This window comes from Arthrobacter sp. S2(2024) (assembly GCF_036662515.1).
In the GTDB taxonomy this organism is placed as follows: domain Bacteria; phylum Actinomycetota; class Actinomycetes; order Actinomycetales; family Micrococcaceae; genus Arthrobacter.
The window spans coordinates 31536-48771 of sequence record NZ_JAYKZI010000005.1 but is presented as its reverse complement, the minus strand read 5'-3'; the positions used below and the strand labels follow the sequence as shown (position 1 = coordinate 48771).

17 protein-coding genes are annotated in these 17236 nt (G+C 64.5%); 10 read left to right on the top strand and 7 right to left on the bottom strand.

Annotated elements, in window-relative coordinates; translation table 11 throughout:
* Positions 1 to 11: 11 nt before the first annotated feature.
* Entirely contained in the window at positions 12 to 614 is a 603-nt protein-coding gene (locus tag VLA65_RS12430) for a TetR/AcrR family transcriptional regulator (RefSeq protein ID WP_078107744.1), read from the top strand.
* A gap of 179 nt (positions 615 to 793) precedes the next feature.
* Here the strand turns inward: VLA65_RS12430 and VLA65_RS12425 are convergent, their stop codons facing one another.
* Complete coding sequence (locus tag VLA65_RS12425) at positions 794 to 1201, bottom strand: VOC family protein (RefSeq protein WP_332602675.1); 408 nt, start codon at positions 1199 to 1201, stop codon at positions 794 to 796.
* Positions 1202 to 1411: 210 nt separating this feature from the next.
* Here VLA65_RS12425 and VLA65_RS12420 point away from each other — a divergent pair, with 210 nt between their 5' ends.
* On the top strand, positions 1412 to 1732 hold the full coding sequence (locus tag VLA65_RS12420; protein ID WP_284753769.1) for a GYD domain-containing protein: 321 nt from the start codon (positions 1412 to 1414) through the stop codon (positions 1730 to 1732).
* 147 nt (positions 1733 to 1879) lie between these two features.
* On the opposite strand, the gene paaZ is transcribed toward VLA65_RS12420, so the two are convergent.
* Together paaZ and VLA65_RS12410 are read right to left on the bottom strand one after the other, a co-directional pair.
* Positions 1880 to 3982: a phenylacetic acid degradation bifunctional protein PaaZ gene (gene paaZ, locus VLA65_RS12415; RefSeq protein ID WP_332602674.1), complete on the bottom strand. Its 2103-nt coding sequence runs from the start codon at positions 3980 to 3982 to the stop codon at positions 1880 to 1882.
* A 146-nt stretch (positions 3983 to 4128) separates the two neighbouring features.
* A complete protein-coding gene (locus VLA65_RS12410) occupies positions 4129 to 4854 on the bottom strand; it encodes a tyrosine-protein phosphatase (RefSeq protein ID WP_332602673.1) in 726 nt (241 codons plus the stop codon).
* 254 nt (positions 4855 to 5108) lie between these two features.
* On the opposite strand from VLA65_RS12410, the gene VLA65_RS12405 reads away from it, so the two are divergent.
* The 7 genes from VLA65_RS12405 to VLA65_RS12375 all read left to right on the top strand — a co-directional run bounded on the left by VLA65_RS12405 (position 5109) and on the right by VLA65_RS12375 (position 12458).
* Positions 5109 to 6122, top strand: coding sequence for a LacI family DNA-binding transcriptional regulator (locus VLA65_RS12405; RefSeq protein WP_059389543.1), 1014 nt, complete (start codon positions 5109 to 5111; stop codon positions 6120 to 6122).
* 159 nt (positions 6123 to 6281) lie between these two features.
* Complete coding sequence (locus tag VLA65_RS12400) at positions 6282 to 7517, top strand: sugar ABC transporter substrate-binding protein (protein WP_306959157.1); 1236 nt, start codon at positions 6282 to 6284, stop codon at positions 7515 to 7517.
* 10 nt (positions 7518 to 7527) lie between these two features.
* Entirely contained in the window at positions 7528 to 8562 is a 1035-nt protein-coding gene (locus tag VLA65_RS12395) for a carbohydrate ABC transporter permease (protein ID WP_332602672.1), read from the top strand.
* A gap of 175 nt (positions 8563 to 8737) precedes the next feature.
* On the top strand, positions 8738 to 9490 hold the full coding sequence (locus tag VLA65_RS12390) for a carbohydrate ABC transporter permease (protein ID WP_253257452.1): 753 nt from the start codon (positions 8738 to 8740) through the stop codon (positions 9488 to 9490).
* Positions 9491 to 9521: 31 nt separating this feature from the next.
* A complete protein-coding gene (locus VLA65_RS12385) occupies positions 9522 to 10289 on the top strand; it encodes a ThuA domain-containing protein (protein ID WP_332602671.1) in 768 nt (255 codons plus the stop codon).
* Positions 10286 to 11419 carry a Gfo/Idh/MocA family protein gene (locus VLA65_RS12380; RefSeq protein ID WP_332602670.1) on the top strand — a complete coding sequence of 378 codons (1134 nt, stop codon included), beginning with the start codon at positions 10286 to 10288 and terminating at the stop codon, positions 11417 to 11419. The genes VLA65_RS12385 and VLA65_RS12380 overlap by 4 nt, the downstream gene beginning before the upstream one ends.
* A 193-nt stretch (positions 11420 to 11612) precedes the next feature.
* Positions 11613 to 12458: an SGNH/GDSL hydrolase family protein gene (locus tag VLA65_RS12375; RefSeq protein WP_332602669.1), complete on the top strand. Its 846-nt coding sequence runs from the start codon at positions 11613 to 11615 to the stop codon at positions 12456 to 12458.
* 48 nt (positions 12459 to 12506) lie between these two features.
* On the opposite strand, the gene VLA65_RS12370 is transcribed toward VLA65_RS12375, so the two are convergent.
* The gene (locus VLA65_RS12370) at positions 12507 to 13100 is read right to left on the bottom strand and encodes a GNAT family N-acetyltransferase (RefSeq protein ID WP_332602668.1); all 594 of its coding nucleotides are present in this window, start codon (positions 13098 to 13100) and stop codon (positions 12507 to 12509) included.
* 146 nt (positions 13101 to 13246) lie between these two features.
* On the opposite strand from VLA65_RS12370, the gene VLA65_RS12365 reads away from it, so the two are divergent.
* The gene (locus tag VLA65_RS12365; protein ID WP_332602667.1) at positions 13247 to 14191 is read left to right on the top strand and encodes an endonuclease domain-containing protein; all 945 of its coding nucleotides are present in this window, start codon (positions 13247 to 13249) and stop codon (positions 14189 to 14191) included.
* 146 nt (positions 14192 to 14337) lie between these two features.
* On the opposite strand, the gene VLA65_RS12360 is transcribed toward VLA65_RS12365, so the two are convergent.
* The 3 genes from VLA65_RS12360 to VLA65_RS12350 are packed head-to-tail and all read right to left on the bottom strand — an operon-like array spanning position 14338 to position 17227.
* Positions 14338 to 15201 carry a 3-hydroxyacyl-CoA dehydrogenase family protein gene (locus VLA65_RS12360; protein WP_332602666.1) on the bottom strand — a complete coding sequence of 288 codons (864 nt, stop codon included), beginning with the start codon at positions 15199 to 15201 and terminating at the stop codon, positions 14338 to 14340.
* Between the two features lie 2 nt (positions 15202 to 15203).
* Positions 15204 to 16004, bottom strand: a complete 801-nt coding sequence (locus VLA65_RS12355) for an enoyl-CoA hydratase/isomerase family protein (protein WP_332602665.1) — start codon at positions 16002 to 16004, stop codon at positions 15204 to 15206.
* Complete coding sequence (locus VLA65_RS12350) at positions 16004 to 17227, bottom strand: thiolase family protein (RefSeq protein ID WP_332602664.1); 1224 nt, start codon at positions 17225 to 17227, stop codon at positions 16004 to 16006. Before VLA65_RS12350 ends, VLA65_RS12355 begins: the two co-directional genes overlap by 1 nt.
* Positions 17228 to 17236 lie beyond the last annotated feature (9 nt).

Below are 17236 nucleotides of genomic sequence, written 5' to 3'. Positions count from 1 at the left end.
AAATGGCCAGCATGCCTAGTGAAACAGTAACCAAGCGGGGACGCCCCGGATACGACCAGCAATCAGTGCTGCTCATCGCCGTCGACGTCTTCAACCGCCACGGTTACGACGCCACATCCATGGGCATTCTGGCCGAAAACCTGGGCATCTCAAAATCAGCCATTTACCACCACGTGCCGTCCAAGGGCGACCTCCTGAAGCTCGCCCTCGAGCACGCACTGGGTGGGCTCGAGGCCATCCTGGAACAGCCCGAGGCTGTTACCGGGGCGGCCGATGCACGCCTTGAGTTCGTCCTGCGGCAGACCATCGCCGTGCTGGTGGACCGGCTGCCGTTCGTCACGCTGCTCCTGCGTCTCCGCGGCAACACCGACATTGAGCGCGATGCCCTGGAACGGCGTCGTGCCTTCGACCACAAGGTGGCCGCGTTGATCTCGGCCGCCCGCGAAGAAGGCACGCTGCGCCAGGACATCGACCCCCGCACCGTGACCCGGCTCCTGTTCGGGACCATCAACTCGATCGTGGAGTGGTACAAACCGGGCGGCTCGCTCTCCCCGCAGCGCCTGGCCGACGACGTCATCACCATGGCGTTCGACGGCCTCCACGCCTCGGCGTAGGTCGCCCCTGGCTTCCCCCTGCCCCCTCAGACGCTCGCTCACATATACGGCACTTTCAACCGACGCTCGCTCACATATACGGCCCTTTCAACCGACGCCCGCTCACATATATCCCCAATTGGCAGAACGCTCGCTCACTAAAAAGTGAGCGGGCGTTCTGCGTGGTGCTGTGATGCTTTTCAGAGCTGGTATTCGGCCTGGATACCCAAACTTTCATGGACGCAAAGGACGTTGTTTTCCGTGTCCATGAACCAGGCGCAACGGTCGGCGTCGGTGGTACAAATGTGGTGTTCTGTCTTGAGATCCGGGAGATCGTAATCCCGGAATTCGACGCCGTTCGCCTCCATTTCGTCGACTGTCCGCTCGATGTCGCTGACTTCAAAGGAAAGGGCAGTGTGCGACGAGTGCATGCCGTCCTTGATGGGCATCAACTGCAGCATGGGACCGCCGTCGATGCCGAACAAATCATTTCCATCCCACGTCTTGCCGCGATGAGGGAGGCCGAGTTTCTCCGCGTAGAAGCTGCGGGCTCGGTCCACGTCGTCGACGGGCAAGACGGTTGTGGCTGTCCTGAGTGCTAGGTTCATTTCGCCACCTCCTACGCAAAAAATCTTACGCCGAGCGGGATCGGAAAGACCTTCTGGCCGCGCGTCCGCCTAGACCGTTGTCAGGGCGACAGCCTCGGCCTACTATGTGCACAGCCCCCTCGCAGGGGAACAACTCCGGGACCTTCCCTCAACGGGTGATGGGAGCACCTTAGGAGGCCCGAGTCCTGGACATCACGGGACGGGAAGACAATGACCAAATATCTATTCGAAGCAAACTACGTAGGCGACGGAATCAAGGGGCTGTTGCGCGAGGGTGGCACCAAGCGCCGCGATGCTGTGGTCGATGCACTCAAATCCGTAGACGGATCGCTTGAGAGTTTCTACTACGCTTTCGGGGAGACCGACGTCGTCGGAGTCTTCGAGATCCCGGACGCGGCTAGCGCCGCCGCCCTCTCACTCATGATCAATGCGACAGGCGCTGTGCGCCTGCATTTGAAGCCGCTCATGACGGTGGAGGATCTCGACGAAGCTGCCAAGAAGACCCCGACATACCGCGCCCCCGGGCAATAAAACGAACATCGGTCCGGAACGCTCCCCAGTGAGGGGAGCGTTCCGTATGCAGTACACACGTGAGCGAGCGTCCGGCCAAACACCCACACAAGTGAGCGAGCGTCCGGCCAAACCCCCACATAGGTGAGCGAGCGTCGGTAGGGGAGGCTACTTCTCCACGAGGGTCAGGACGTCGTAGGTGGCTACGATTTCGTCGTTCTGGTTGGTCAGGACGGCGTCCCAGGCTACTTCGCCGTATTCGTCGGTCTCGCGCGGAGTGATCTTCTTGGCCGTAAGCGTGACCCGGATCGAATCCCCGGCGGCAACGGGAGTGATGAAGCGCAGGTTCTCCAGGCCGTAGTTGGCCAGGACGGGGCCCGGTGCCGGCTCCACGAACAGGCCGGCGGCCCAGCTGAGCAGCAGGTACCCGTGCGCCACGATTCCCGGGAAGAACGGATTGGCTTCGGCTGCTTCCTGGTTGGTGTGGGCGTAGAAGGTGTCGCCGGTGGAGTTGGCGAAGGCCGTGATGTCGTCCAGGGTGACCTGCCGCAGTTCGGACCGCACGGCGTCGCCGATCCGCAGGGTTGCCAGCGACTTCCGGAACGGGTGCGTACCTTCGGTCTCCACTGTGAAGTTGCGGTCCGCGCCCGTGTGCCAGACGCCGGTCACGGCAGTGAGCATGTTCGGCGAGCCCTGGATCGCGGTGCGCTGCATGTGGTGCATGACGGAACGGATACCACCGAGTTCCTCGCCACCACCGGCGCGGCCCGGCCCACCGTGAACCAGGTGCGGCACAGGCGAACCATGCCCGGTTGACGAGCGGGCGTCCTCGCGGTTGAGCATCAGGACACGGCCGTGGTGTGCCGCGATTCCCGTCACCAATTCCCGGGCGACAGCAGGATCGTTGGTGCACACGGAGGCCACCAGGGAGCCGCCACCGCGGGCGGCGAGGCGGACGGCGTCGTCGAGGTCCGAATAGCCGATCACGGACGACACCGGACCGAAAGCCTCGAGCGAGTGGACGGCTTCCGAGTCCACGTCGGCCCAGCTCAGGACAACGGGCGACATGAACGCGCCGCCCTCCACGACGCCGATGGTGCCATCCAGCGAGGTGACCGACGGCGAATCCAGCGTCCCGTACGCGAGCTCGCCACCGGCGTCGAGCATTGACTGCACTGCCGCGCGGACGTCGGCGAGCTGCTCGAGCGACGCGAGGGCGCCCATCGTGACGCCCTCTGCCCTGGGGTCGCCGACGACGACGCGCTCGTCCACGCGCGCGCCGATGGCGGAGACGACGTCGGACACCAGCGCCTGGGGCACGATGGTGCGGCGGATCGAGGTGCACTTCTGACCGGCCTTGACCGTCATTTCGGTGACGACCGACTTGATGAAGGCGTCGAACTCGGGGGTGCCGGGCACGGCGTCGGGTCCGAGGATGGCCGCGTTGAGGGAGTCGGTTTCGGAGGTGAAGCGGACGCCGCCCTGGACCACGTTGGCGTGGGACTTGAGCGAGTTGGCGGTGGAGGCGGAACCGGTGAAGGCGAGAATGTCGCGGTAGTCGAGGTGGTCCAGCAGGGTGCGGGCGGATCCCGAGATGAGCTGCAGCGAGCCTTCCGGCAGAATGCCCGACTCGACGATCGCCTTGACCACGACGGCGGCAACGTAACCGGTGGGGGTGGCTGGCTTGACGATGGTGGGGACGCCAGCGATGAATGCAGGCGCGAACTTCTCGAGCATGCCCCACACGGGGAAGTTGAAGGCGTTGATCTGCGCCGCGACGCCCGGGATGCGGGTGTAGATGTGCTCACCGGCGAAGGAACCGTCCCTGGACAGGACTTCCATGGGTCCGTCCACTACAACCTGCGAGTTCGGCAGTTCGCGGCGGCCCTTGGAACCAAAGGTGAAGAGCACGCCGATGCCGCCGTCGATGTCCACCATCGAGTCGATCTTGGTGGCGCCGGTCTTGAAGGACGAGGTGTAGAACTCTTCGCGGCGGCCGTTCAGGTACTGGGCGAGTTCCTTGACCTTGAGGGCGCGCTGGTGGAAGGTGAGCTTGCCGAGCTCGCGCTGGCCCACCGTGCGCCCGTAGTTCACGACGCCGGCAAGGTCCAGTCCGTCGGTGTTGACCGTTGCGAGGATCTCGCCTGTGCTGGCGTCGCGGACGGGGACGCCAGCTGAGGCTTCTGCGCTGGGGGTCCACCACTCGCCCTGGACGAAACTGGGCACGGTTTCAACGGTTGTGGCTTCCGGAGCGACTGCGGTACTGGTCATCGTCGACGGGTCCTTCCAAGGCACGGGCACGAAATGGACTGAACGGCCGCAAATTACTGACCGGCCGTTCGGTAATACAACCCAGAATACATGAGAGGCCCGATCTGCACACTAGATGCCCGCCGGGACGCTGCTTCTACCGCGTTCTACCGCGCCGGAGCGTTGAGTTTCGCTCGGATGGCGGAAATTTCTGCCTTAGAGACGCCGTTCGCTCTCAGGAAGGTAGCTGCGTCCAAGGAATGCGCGAATTCCAACAGGCTCACGCTGCGCGATGCCAGCAAGGCCTCGAGTGCGTCTTCCTCGAGAAAGGGATCGTGGGCGTGCGGGGCGCGGTGGTGGCGGTGGCGCTCGTTGATTCCGCGCATTCCCTGCTGGTAACCGCGCACGATTTCCTCGTCGCCGGCTCCGGACAGGTTCTGCAGCATCACGGCGATGATTCCGCTACGGTCACGCCCGGCAGCGCAATGCACTACAACACCGCCGGGTGCCGCGGCGATGGCCTTGAAAACCGCGGCGAGCCTGTCCGGGAAGAGCCGCACATAGTCGGCGTAGTGGGCAGGGTCTTTCAGGTACGGGCCAAAGCGCTCGGTGAACTCCTTGTCCTCCGGATCTTCGGTGGGGCAATGGACGATCTCGAAGCGAGCAGTCGCATCCGCCGAAACCTCGGGATCAACCTCCCTGGGCTGCTGCTCGCGAAGGGTCCGCAGATCGATCACGGTGCGGATGCCGGCGTCGTACATTTGCTGCCACCCGAGATCGGTGAGCCATTCCCGCCGACCCATCCGGTACAAGCCTCCGGCGATGTGCCAGGCGTTCACCGCACCGTCCCAATGGACGCCCCGCTGCTTGGCGGCGGTTGAGATCCCATCCATACCGGACAGCTAACCACACGCCGGATAGGTGAGCGAGGGTTTGCTCGGAAGGCGGGATATGTGAGCGAGGGTTTGCTCGGAAGGCGGGATATGTGAGCGGGGGTCGGGAGGAAGGGCGGGATATGTGAGCGGGGGTCGGGTCTTGCGGGTCTTACGTGATCCATGTCATACTCTTTCTCGATACGCATCGACGATGCGTATCGACGAACTACGCATCACCAAGACCCACTGAACCCGGCAAGGAGGCCTGGAACGTGCCCACCAGCAAGGATGTCGCCCAGGCTGCCGGCGTAGCCCAAAGCACCGTCTCGTACGTGCTCAGCGGCAAGCGGCCCATTTCCGAGAAGACCCGGAAAAAGGTCGAGGCCGCCATCGAGCAGTTGACTTACCAGCCCAACGCCGGCGCCCGCGCCTTGGCAAGCCGCAAGACCCGGGTCATCGGCCTGGTCATTCCGTTCATCCCGGAGCTGGAAATGGGATCGATCATGGAGTTCGTCTCGGTCATTGCCAGCACGGCCCGGCAATTCGACCACGACATTCTCCTGGTCACCGACGACGAAGGCGCCGCCGGACTGAGCCGCGTGGTCGGGCAGCAGATTTGCGACGGCCTGATCCTCATGCAGGTTGAGGACGAGGACGAGCGTCTCCCGGTGGCCCGCAGCCTGAACGTCCCGGTGGTGCTGATCGGCATCCCCCGCGATCCGTCCGGGCTGGTCTGCATCGACGCCGACTTCGAAATGGCCGGTGAACACTGCGTCCGGGATCTTGCGGCCGCAGGCCACTCCGTGATTTCCGTTATTGATTGGCAGCCCGCAGTGATGGACCGCCACGTGAACTACGTCGACCGGTTCTTGCACGGCACGGACGTCGCGGCCAAAGCACTGGGCGTGACCGTGCTCCACCTTCCCGGCGGGACCGACCGCGCCACCATCTCCGAATCGGTGGACAAGGCCCTCGCCGGCACCACCGGCAAGCCCGCATTCATCGCTCCCGACCGCACCATCCAAGACATTCTGCGCCGCGACTTGAGCAGCCGCGGTTTGACCCTGGGGCTGGACGTTTCTGTTATCGGAAGCGCCTCCCCCACCCTCGCCGAGCTCCAACCCATACCGCTTTCCACCATCGATCTGCGCCCGGCTGAAGTATCCCGCCGGGCAGTCAAAATCATGTGCCAACTCCTCGAAACCGACTCCCACGGACCACACGAATCCCTGGAGTTGGTACCCACGGTCATCACGCACCGTTCAAGCACCCTCCGTCCGCAGTGAATCGCCACCCCTGATCCACCGCGTCAACGCTTTTCATCGCAGGTCGTTACTCCGTTACTCCGTTCGTTTCAGCATCGTCGATACGCATCGATGATTCGATAATCCACTTCCCATCAACAAACGCACCATTCCCTTCCTCCACCAACAAAGGAACAGACAATGAAGTCAGCTATCAGGACACGCCGCCCGCTCGCCCTGGCCGTGGCCGCTCTCGTCGGCCTCCCGCTCGCCATCTCGGGCTGCGGCACCACTACCTCCGCCTCCTCCACGGATGCCGTGAAGGAAATCTCCGTGATGGACTACTACAACAACGAGCCGGACAAGTCCTTCATCGGCGACGCCCTGACCGCCTGCGGCACCAAGGCAGGCGTCACGATCAAACGAGAGACCGTGCCGGGCAAGTCCTTGATCTCCAAGGTGCTCCAGCAGTCCTCTTCGAAGACGCTTCCGGATGTACTCATGCTCGACAATCCGGACCTGCAACAGATTGCCGCTACCGGAGCGCTGGCTCCACTGTCCGATTTCAACATCAGCACCGCCGATTTCGCGCCCGGTGTCCTGAGCGCCGGCACCTACAAGGACAAGGTGTACGGGCTCGCCCCCACCGTGAACACGATCGCGCTCTTCTACAACAAGGACATTCTGGCCAAGGCCGGAGTCACCCCGCCCACCACGTGGGACGAGCTAAAGACGGCGGCCACCAAGCTCACCTCAGGCGAGCAGTATGGCCTGGCCTTCAACGCCAACCCGACCTACGAGGGCACATGGCAGTTCCTTCCTGTCATGTGGTCCAACGGAGGCGACGAGAAGAACATCGACACCCCAGCGACAGCCCAGGCCCTCCAGCTCTGGACCGACCTCGTCAAGGACGGATCCGTGTCCTCCTCGGCGCTGAACTGGACCCAGGCAGACGTCAAGGACCAGTTCATGGCAGGCAAGGCAGCCATGATGGTCAACGGCCCTTGGCAGATCCCGGCGCTCGACAAGAACACCGCGCTGAAATACGGCGTCGTGAAGATTCCGGTCCGTGACGCCAGCCAGACAGCCGTTGCCCCGCTTGGCGGCGAAGTGTGGACCGTTCCGCAGACAGGCAATAAGGCCCATCAGGCCAAGGCCGCGGAAGTGGTGGCCTGCATGAACAGCGACGAAAACCAGCTGGCCATGGCCAAGGTCCGCAACACTATCCCGTCCAAGACCTCGCTGGCCGCAAAGTTCGCCACCGACAACCCCAAGCTCGCCACCTTCACCGACCTCATCAAGACAGCCCGGGCCCGTACCGGCGAACTCGGAGAAGGATGGCCGGCACAGGCGACCAAGATCTACACCGCAATCCAGACCGCGCTGACGGGCAAGGCCTCCCCCGCCGACGCCCTCAAGCAAGCCCAAGGCCAGTAAGCGGCTGGACATGTCCCTCACAACTGATTCGTCGCAACCCAGAGCGCAGGCCAAGTCGCAGGCCAAGTGGCGCGCCAACCAGCAGGCCACAGCGCGCGCAAAGTCCGGCTCGGACAACACCCGGGCCGAGGAGGCAATCCAGTCACCGCGCCGGCGCAGCCGCAAACGCCGCGAGCGCCTCTTCCAGTGGCTGTTCCTGGTCCCTGCCGTGACCTACATGGCGCTGTTCTTCGGCTACCCCGTGGTCAAGAACATCGTGATGAGCTTCCAGGACTACACCACGGCCACGTTCTTCACGGGCGAGGCCCCCTGGGTGGGGTTGGCGAACTACGCGAAGGTGCTGTCGTCGTCGTTGTTTTCAACATCTTTGGTGAATACAGCGCTGTTCACGCTGGGATCCATACTGGGCCAGTTCGTGATCGGGCTGGCGCTGGCGATCTTCTTCCAGCGCAAGTTCCCGCTCAACGGAATCCTGCGTTCGCTGCTCTTGCTCCCCTGGTTGCTGCCGCTCATCGTGTCCAGCGCCGTGTGGAGATGGATCCTGGACAAGGACAGCGGAGCCTTGAACCGCTTCCTCGGAGAGATGCACATCGTGAACACGGGCGTTCCATGGCTCACCAGCACCTCGCTGGCGCTGATCGCCGTGGTGGGGGTGAACATCTGGATCGGCATCCCGTTCAATCTGACCATTCTCTATGGCGGCCTCCAGGAAATACCGGATGAGCTCTACGAGGCCGGCTCCTTGGACGGCGCCACCGGTTGGAAGGCGTTCCGGCACATCACCTGGCCGATGCTGCGTCCGGTGGTGAGCGTGGTCCTGGTGCTCGGCGTCGTCTACACCCTCAAGGTGCTGGACATCATCCTGGGCCTGACCAACGGCGGCCCGGCGAATTCGACCGAGACCATCGCCACCCAGTCCTACGATCTGTCCTTCCACGAGTTCAAATTCGGCGAGGGCGCCGCGCTGGGCAACGTCCTGGTGGTCATTTCGCTGGTCTTCGCGGTCCTGTACTTGCGTGCCAGCCGACGGTCCGTCGATGAGTGAGGAAACCATGACGACGACGAAAATCACCACCCGCCGTTCGGCGCCGGCGAGCGCGCGGAAAACGAACGCCCGGAAAGGGAGCGCGCGCAAAGGCGCCGGACCGGTTCGCTCCGGGACCGGACCCGAGCGCAAAAAGTGGGGCTACACCGTCCTGGCCATCGTCTTCCTGGCCATCATGCTGTTCCCGGTCTACTGGATGGTCAACGCTTCGCTGCAGCCCAACGGCACCACCTTGGAAACCTCGTGGCTGCCGCTCAAGCCGGACTTCACGGGCTACGCCACGGCCATCAGCGAGCAGGGCGGGAACCTGGCCACCAGCCTGGTGATCTCGCTCGGCAGCGTGGTACTCAGCCTGGCCATCGCGGCCCCGGCGGCCTATGCCTTGGCTTATTTCAAGGTCAAGGGCGCTGGCGTGGTGCTCTTCGCGATCTTGATCAGCCAGATGATCCCGGGGATCGTGGTGGCCAACGCGCTGTACACGGCCTACAACGATCTTGGCCTGCTCAATTCCATTCCGGGCCTGATCCTGGCCGACTCCGCGCATGGCATCCCGTTCGCGATCCTCATCATCAGGGCCTTCATGAACGGCATGCCGGCGTCGGTCATCGAGGCGGCCCGAGTAGACGGTGCCGGGCATGTGAGGGCGTTCTGGTCCATCGTGGTGCCACTGAGCAGGAACTCGCTCATCACCGCGGGGCTCTTCACTTTCCTGTTCACCTGGAGCGACTTCCTGTTCGCCCTGACCCTGACCACCACGGAGGCCGTGCGGCCCGTGACGCTGGGAATCTTCCAGTACATCGGCGCCTACGTGAACGACTGGAGCTCCGTCATGGCCACGGCCGTCCTCGCCTCCATCCCGGCCATCATCCTGCTGGTCGCGGCGCAGAAGTACATCGCGGCGGGCACGGCCAGTGGAGCGGTTAAGTAGACCGCCCTTCAACATCAACAAAGGAGAAACCATGTCTGAACCAATCCGCGTCACCGTCTGGAGCGAAAACCAGCACGAAAAGCGCGACGAACTGGTTGCGCGCCTCTACCCGGAAGGCATGCACGGAGCCGTGAAGGCCGGCATCGAGGAGAACCTCGGCGACAAGGCCAGCGTCCGCACCGCCACCCTCGACGAGCCCGAGCACGGCCTTACCGAGGAAGTCCTCGCCACCACGGACGTCCTCACCTGGTGGGGGCATATGTCCCACGGTGATGTGGACGACGAGATCGTCGAGCGCGTGCACCGCCACGTCCTGTCCGGGATGGGCTTGATCGTCCTGCATTCGGGGCACTGGTCCAAGATCTTCACCAAGCTCATGGGCACCTCATGCACGTTGCGCTGGCGCAGTGAGCAGGACCGCGAACTGGTCTGGACTGTGGACCCCACCCACCCCATCGCTAAGGGCGTGCCGCACCCCATCGTGATCGACCAGCAGGAAATGTACGGCGAGTTCTTCGACATCCCCACTCCGGAGGAGCTCGTGTTCATCAGTTCCTTCAGCGGCGGCGAGGTCTTCCGCTCGGGCTGCACGTTCCGCCGCGGCCACGGCAAGATCTTCTTCTTCAGCCCCGGCGACCAGGACTACCCGGTCTACCACCACAAGGACGTCCGCCGGGTCATCTCCAACGCCGTCGAATGGGCAGTCACCGATCGGCCCGAGCGCGCCCACCCCGAGCTGCTGCGCTACGAGACCAACGATTTCTTCAACGGCAAGAGCTACCAGGGAGCCAACGCATGAGTACCCGTTTCGCCACCCTTCCCGACGACGGCACTCCCCTTCGCGTCGTCGTCCTCGGCGCCGGGGGCATGGGCCGCGCGTGGCTCCGGACGGTGCAGGAGTCCCCGCTCGTGGAACTAGCGGGCATCGTCGACCTGGACCTGGACGCCGCCCGCGCCGGCGCGGCGGCGATCGGGCGTCCCGATCTGCCGGTGGGCTCCGGGACCGCACAGTTGGCGTCCGACGTCGGCGCCCAAGCGGTCATCAACGTCACCGTTCCGGTAGCCCACCATCCGGTGACCACGGAGGCGCTTGCGGCAGGGCTGCCCGTGCTCGGCGAAAAGCCCGTGGCTTCCACCGTGGCCCAGGGGCTGTCGCTAGCCGCGGCGTCGGAGCTTAGCGGCCAGTTGTTCATGGTCAGCCAGTCGCGCCGGTACAACAGGCATCTTTTCGAGGCCAAACGGCTTTCTGCTTCTCTAGGCAGCGTGGGGATTGTCTCCGCCGAGTTCTTCAAGGCACCGCATTTCGGCGGATTCCGGGATGCCATGGACCACCCGTTGCTGCTGGACATGGCCATCCATCAGTTCGACATGGCCCGGTTCCTGCTCGACGCGGACCCCGTCTCGGTGTTCTGCGAGGAATACAACCCGGCCTGGAGCTGGTACCGCGGTGACGCAGGCGCCACCGCCATCTTCGAAATGACCGGTGGGGAGCGCTTCGTGTTCACCGGGAGCTGGTGCAGCCCTGGCCAGGAGACCTCGTGGAACGCCGCGTGGCGGATCAGCGGCGAACACGGCACGGTCCTGTGGGACGGCGACAGCGAACCTGTGTCCTCGTTGGGCGCTGATTCGGGCCCCGGCGGCGACGATCCCGGGCAGGAGATCGCCGGTTCGCTGCGTGACTTCGTGACTGCCCTGCGCACAGGGAACACTCCCATGGGTCAGGTCCACCAGAACATCATGAGCCTGGCCATGGTGGAAGCGGCCATGCTCAGCGCATCCACCGGCACCCGCATTTCCGTGGACGCGCTGCTCGAGGAATCGTACTCCCAGGCCGTCCTGACGGAACGCGACCCGGACGTACTGGAGGTCCTCAAGTCCTGGACCTCGGTCCGCACCGCCCTCACCCCTCCAGCCCACCAACCCACCTGACCCCCGCCGTAGCCGACCCAACTAACTCGCAGTTGTTGTCGTTTTGAGCCCTCATAACGACAACAACTGTCAGCTAGTTGGGTTTCCGTAGTCGTGGGCCCGCAGCTCGCGTAGTCTGGCCGCAAGACTGCCGGGCTGGGGTGGCCCGCGCCGCCAAGCGGCACTGCAGATCGACACGAGGGGGATATCAATCATGCAAGCAGCTAATTCGCGACGCCGGTGTGGCCGCCTGGCGGGCGCCGTCGCCGTCGTCGTACTCCTGGTGGGACTCGGAACGGGACCCGCACAGGCGACTACAACGAAACCGGCCGACGTCTATGTCGCCCTGGGCGATTCCTATGCTGCCGGCACGGGCGGCAGCAGTCCGGCTCCGGGCTCGTTCCCGGGCTGCCATCAGAGCCTGGACAGTTACGCCGCCCTTTTGGGCGGGCTGAACCTGGGCTGCTTCGGCGCTACGTCGCTTGCCGTCAAGGCAGGTCTGGACAACCTGTCCCCCGCCGATCCTGTCGCGATCGCCCTGGGGTCCGCTACCGAAGTCTCGGTGACTGTTGGTGGCAACGACGTCGGCACGGGAGTTGTGGCGGTGGCATGCACCAGTGCCGATGCCCTGGCCTGCGCTTCGGCCGTGCAGGGCGTGGCGAACGCCCTGCCCGCGCTACCCGGCAACATCGTGGCTATGGTCCAGTCCATCCGGCAAAAGGCACCCCACGCCGACATTGTGCTGACCGGCTACCCGCGCTTGTTCACCGTCGGCCCCACGATGCCTACCGCCGAGAAACAGTTGGCCACCACCCTGAACGGATTGGCTGACCAATTGAATGCGACCATCGCCGGCGCCGCCTCCGCCGCAGGGGTGGGCTATGTGAGCGTGACGGAACGGTTCACCGGGCACGGCATCGGTTCCAACAATCCGTGGATCCACTACACCCAGCCATCGCCTTTGGATCCGCCCGAGCTCGCGTTGGAGAACTTCCATCCCACCGACGCCGGCTACTCCCAGGGCTACCGTACGGCCGTGAACAGCGCGCTCAAGAAATAGCTGGCGTCAGCCGCGAACGCGCCGGAGCGCGGTCGTTCGGTGCGCGGCTCAGGACCGCTTCGCGAGCCTGAACTCGAGCCCGGTGCGCACCGCGGGCCACTCGTGTTCGAGGATGGAGAACACCACCGTGTCTCGGAGCACTCCGTCCAAAGTCCGCGAATGGTTCCGGAGGACGCCGTCCTGCTTGGCGCCCAACCGTGCGATGGCTTCCCGGGACTGGTGGTTGAGCCAGTGTGTACGGAATTCGACGGCTGGGCAGCCAAGGGTTTCGAAAGCGTGACGCAAGAGCAACAGTTTGGAATCCGGGTTGCTCCCGCTGCCCTGTGCCGAGGCTGCGTTCCACGTGGAACCGATCTCGACACGCGGAGTGGCACCGTCGATGTTCATGTAGGTGGTCATGCCGATGAGCTTGCCGGTCGCCTTCAACCGGGTCGCGAACGGAAGCATGGATCCTTGCTCCTGCAGCCCGAGCCGGCGGTCGATCTCCGCGGCCATGCCCTCCGGCGTCGGGACCGAGGTGTACCAGAGCTTCCACAGCTCGCCGTCTTTCGCGGCATCCACCAAGCCGTCGTGGTGCTCGGGGCTAAGGGGTTCCAAGGTTACGAAGCGACCGTCCAGGGTCACGGGTGCAATGTGAGTCACCCAGCCAGCCTAACCGACCCAACTGGCTCGCATTTGTTGTCGTTTTGGCGGCTGTAAACGACAACAACTGCGAGCTAGTTGGGCTGCCGGGGCAATTGCCTGTGGATAACTAAATATGGCGTTCCAGGATTTGCAACGATAGGGCGATGAGGACCCCGCAACCCTTGCCGGCGCTGCTGGCGTGCGCCCCGTTCACCTTTCAAGAAGCGGTCGACGCCGGTGTGAGCCGACGGCGGTTGCGGCACCGATCGCTCCCCTCGCCAAGCCGGGGCATCCGGATTCCGGACCACGCATTGGTCCCCGGGCAGGCGACGGACGTCGGTTTCGTCCGGCCTTTCACAGCGGTGACCGAGTTCTCGGCCGCGTCGCACACCACGGCCTTCACCCTGTGGTCGTTCCCGGGGTTCCTGCCAGGCAGCGATGATCCGCGCATCCATATTTCGCGTCCAGACACCATGGCCATTCCCCGGCGAACCGGTGTGGTTGGGCATGTGGGGCAGTTCTTCGACGACGAAATCACCAGTCTTGACGGTCTCTTGATCACCACGCGCACCCGGACCTGGCTTGATGTGTCCCGGAAGATGAGTGTGGATGAACTGACGGTCGTTGCCGACCATCTGGTCCGGATCCCTCGGCCCGAGTTTGAGGGCAGGGCAAAGCCGTACGCAACATTGGAACAATTGGCGGACATGCTGGACCGGCACAAAGGCACGCCTGGAATCCGCAAGGCCCGTTTGGCACTCGAACAGGCACGGATCGGCTCGGACTCGGCACCCGAAACCCGGCTCCGGCTGGCCCTCGAAAACACCGGACTGCCCGAACCGCAACTGAACGTAGCCGCCGAGCTAGGCGCCGGCGTCGTACGTCAACCGGACCTGGCCTATCCGGAACACCGTGTAGCGGTCGAATACGACGGCGAGCCGCATTCCGAGCCGGCCCAGATAGTCCGGGACATCGCCCGCGAAGAGGATTTCGCCCGTGCCGGCTGGCACTTGGTGAGGATCTCCAAACGGCACATGGAGAACGACGCACGGTCCGCCGTCGCGAAAGTCCGAGCCGTGCTCCTGGACCGAGGCTGGACACCCAAGTGACGGTTCGCCCCCCAAGTAGCTCGCAGTTGTTGCCGTTATGGGGCCCGAAAACGACATTAAGTGCGTGGGCCCATGCCGCCAGGGTTCCCTGGCCGAGCTTGCGAGGCGAGGGGGGCGGTGGGGACTAGTTGGGAGACACGGAAGCGCTAGTCCGCCCAGTCGAAGAAACCCTTGCCGGTCTTGCGGCCCAGCTCGCCGCGGGCAACCTTGTCGCGCAGGATCTGCGGAGGGGCGAAGCGCTCCCCCAGCGTCGAATGCAGGTACTCGGCGATGCCCAGGCGCACGTCCAGGCCCACGATGTCCGTGGTCTTGAGCGGTCCCGTGGGGTGCTTGTAGCCGAGCACCATGGCCGCATCGATGTCCTCCGCGGAGGCCACGCCTTCCTCCACCATGCGCATCGCCTCGAGTGCGATCGCCACGCCCAGCCGCGAGGACGCAAAGCCTGGCGCGTCATTGACGACGACGGCGGTCTTGCCGAGTGCCTCGGTCCAGCTTTTCGCCGTGGCGGCGAGCTCCGGTGAGGTCTCCTTGGCCAGGACCACTTCGATGAGCGTGGAAGCCGGGACCGGGTTGAAGAAGTGCAGGCCCACGAAATTGCCAGGCCTCCGAAGTTGCGAAGCGAGGCCGGTCACGGAAAGGGACGAGGTGTTGGAGGCCAGGAAGGCGTCAGCGGAGAGGTGCTCCTCCACAGCCTTGAGGGCCGCAACCTTGAGCTCGTAGTCCTCAGGCACGGCTTCGACCACGAGCCCGCAGTGCACGAAGGAGTCGTAGTCGGTTGAGGTGCTGAAGCGGGACAGGGCTTCTTCGGCTGATTCCGTCAGGGTGCCTCGGGCGGCGGACTTGGCCACGGCCTCGGCAACGCGAGCTTGCGCACCGGCGGCGGATTCGTGGTCGCGTTCGACGACGATCACGGTGGCGCCCTTGATCAGGAAGGCGTGGGCGATGCCGGCGCCCATGCGGCCACCGCCGAGGACACCGACAACATGCGGGATAGCGGGCGTTGCTGTCATTTTCAGGTCCTGTCTGGGTTGTCGCTGGACGGGTTGTCGCTGGATTGCTTGGCGCTCTTCTTGTCCAGGAACGCCTGCATGCGGTCGAACTTGGCTTGCGATTCGAAAAGCATGCCTTGGGCCAACGTGTCGATCACGGGGTGTGCCTCGGCCGGAGCGTGGAACACGGACTTGGTGATCCGCACGGCCAGGGGGTCCTGCCGGCCGATCCGGTCGGCAAGGTTGTGGGCCGCTTCCATCAGCACGGGAGCTTCATGGATCTGGGTGACCAGATTGATGCGAAGGGCTTCCTCGGCGCGGAGGACTGACCCGGCAAGGAGGATTTCCTTGGCGATGGGCTCCCCCACGAGTTCCTTCAGGCGCCAGGTTGCACCGGCCGCGGCCATGATGCCCAGTCCGGTTTCCGGGTTGCCGATGCGCAGGCTGGGCGTGCCGATGCGGAAGTCCGCGGCGTAGGCGAGTTCGGCTCCGCCACCCAGGCAATAGCCGTCCAGGGCCGCGATGACGGGCATGGGCAGCTTCGCGATCCGCACGAAGATGGTGGAGTTGATGCCGCGCAGGGCGTCGTCGCGGCGGCGTTCCCTCAACTGGCCGATATCAGCACCCGACGCAAAGACCCCTTCGACGCCGGCAATGATCAGGATTTTGGGCTCTCGCTCGAGGTAGTCGCACACCTGGTGGAGTTCGTCCACCATCTGCTGGTCGATCGCGTTGCGGACCTCCGGTCGGTTCAGCAGCACCGTGACGCGGTCCTCGCGTTCCTCGATGAGCAACGTTCCGAATTCCTCGGGGTTCAACGCCATTACATGCCTTCCAGGAGAATGGCGGCGCCCTGCCCGACGCCGATGCACATCGTCGCGAGGCCGATCTTACGGTCCGCGGTGCCCAGCTCGCGTTCCATGCGGCCCAGCAAGGTGATCGCGATGCGCGAGCCGCTGGAACCGAGCGGGTGCCCCAACGAGATCGCACCGCCGTCGAGGTTCACGATGTCCGGATCCAGGCCCAAGCGCCGCATGCTCGCGAGCGATTGCGTCGCGAAGGCTTCATTGAGTTCGACGGCGCCAAGGTCGCCGACCGTGAGTCCCGAACGGGCCAGGATTTTCTGGGAAGCCGGAACCGGGCCGATGCCCATGATTTCCGGTTCGCAGCCGGCCGAGCCGCCGTCGATGATGCGGGCCCGCGGCGTGAGGCCGAACTTTTCGATGGCGGCCTCGGACGCAACGATGATGGCGGAGGCGCCGTCGTTGAGCGAGGAGGAGTTGCCCGCCGTGACAACGGATCCGCCGGCAACCACTGGACGGAGCCCGGCGAGGACCTCCATGGTGGTTCCCTCGCGTGGGCCTTCGTCCGTGTCCACCACGGTTTCGCCCTTGCGGGTCTTCACGGTGACCGGAACGATCTCTTCCTTGAAGCGGCCCCCGGCGATGGCAGCAAGCGCGCGTTCGTGGGAGCGGACGGCGAAGGCATCGGCGTCTTCCCGGGAGATGCCGTCCACGCGGGCGACTTCCTCGGCAGTTTCCGGCATGGAATACGTCATCTTGCCGCCGCGGGACAGCTCTCCCTTGGTGAAGAGGGGGTTGGCGAAGCGCCAGCCGATGGACGTGTCGAAGATCTGGCCCGGTTTGGCGAAGGCTGTGGTGGGCTTCTCCTGTACCCATGGGGCCCGGCTCATCGATTCGACGCCGCCCGCCACCACGATGTCCGCAGCACCCGCCTTGATCATGTGGCTGGCCATGATGATGGCGCTCATTCCGGAGGCGCACAGGCGGTTGACCGTGATGCCGGGGATATGGAGGGGCAGTCCCGCCAGAAGGGTGGCCATGCGGGCGACGTTGCGGTTTTCCTCGCCGGCGCCGTTGGCGTTGCCTAGGATGACTTCATCGATGGCGTCGGGGTCGACGCCGGCACGGGCCACGGCTTCGCGGACCACGAGGGCTGCCAGGTCATCAGGCCGGACCGCGGAAAGCGCGCCGCCGTAACGGCCTACGGGGGTGCGGGCACCGCCAACAAGAAAAGCCTCGACCATGAGAACATC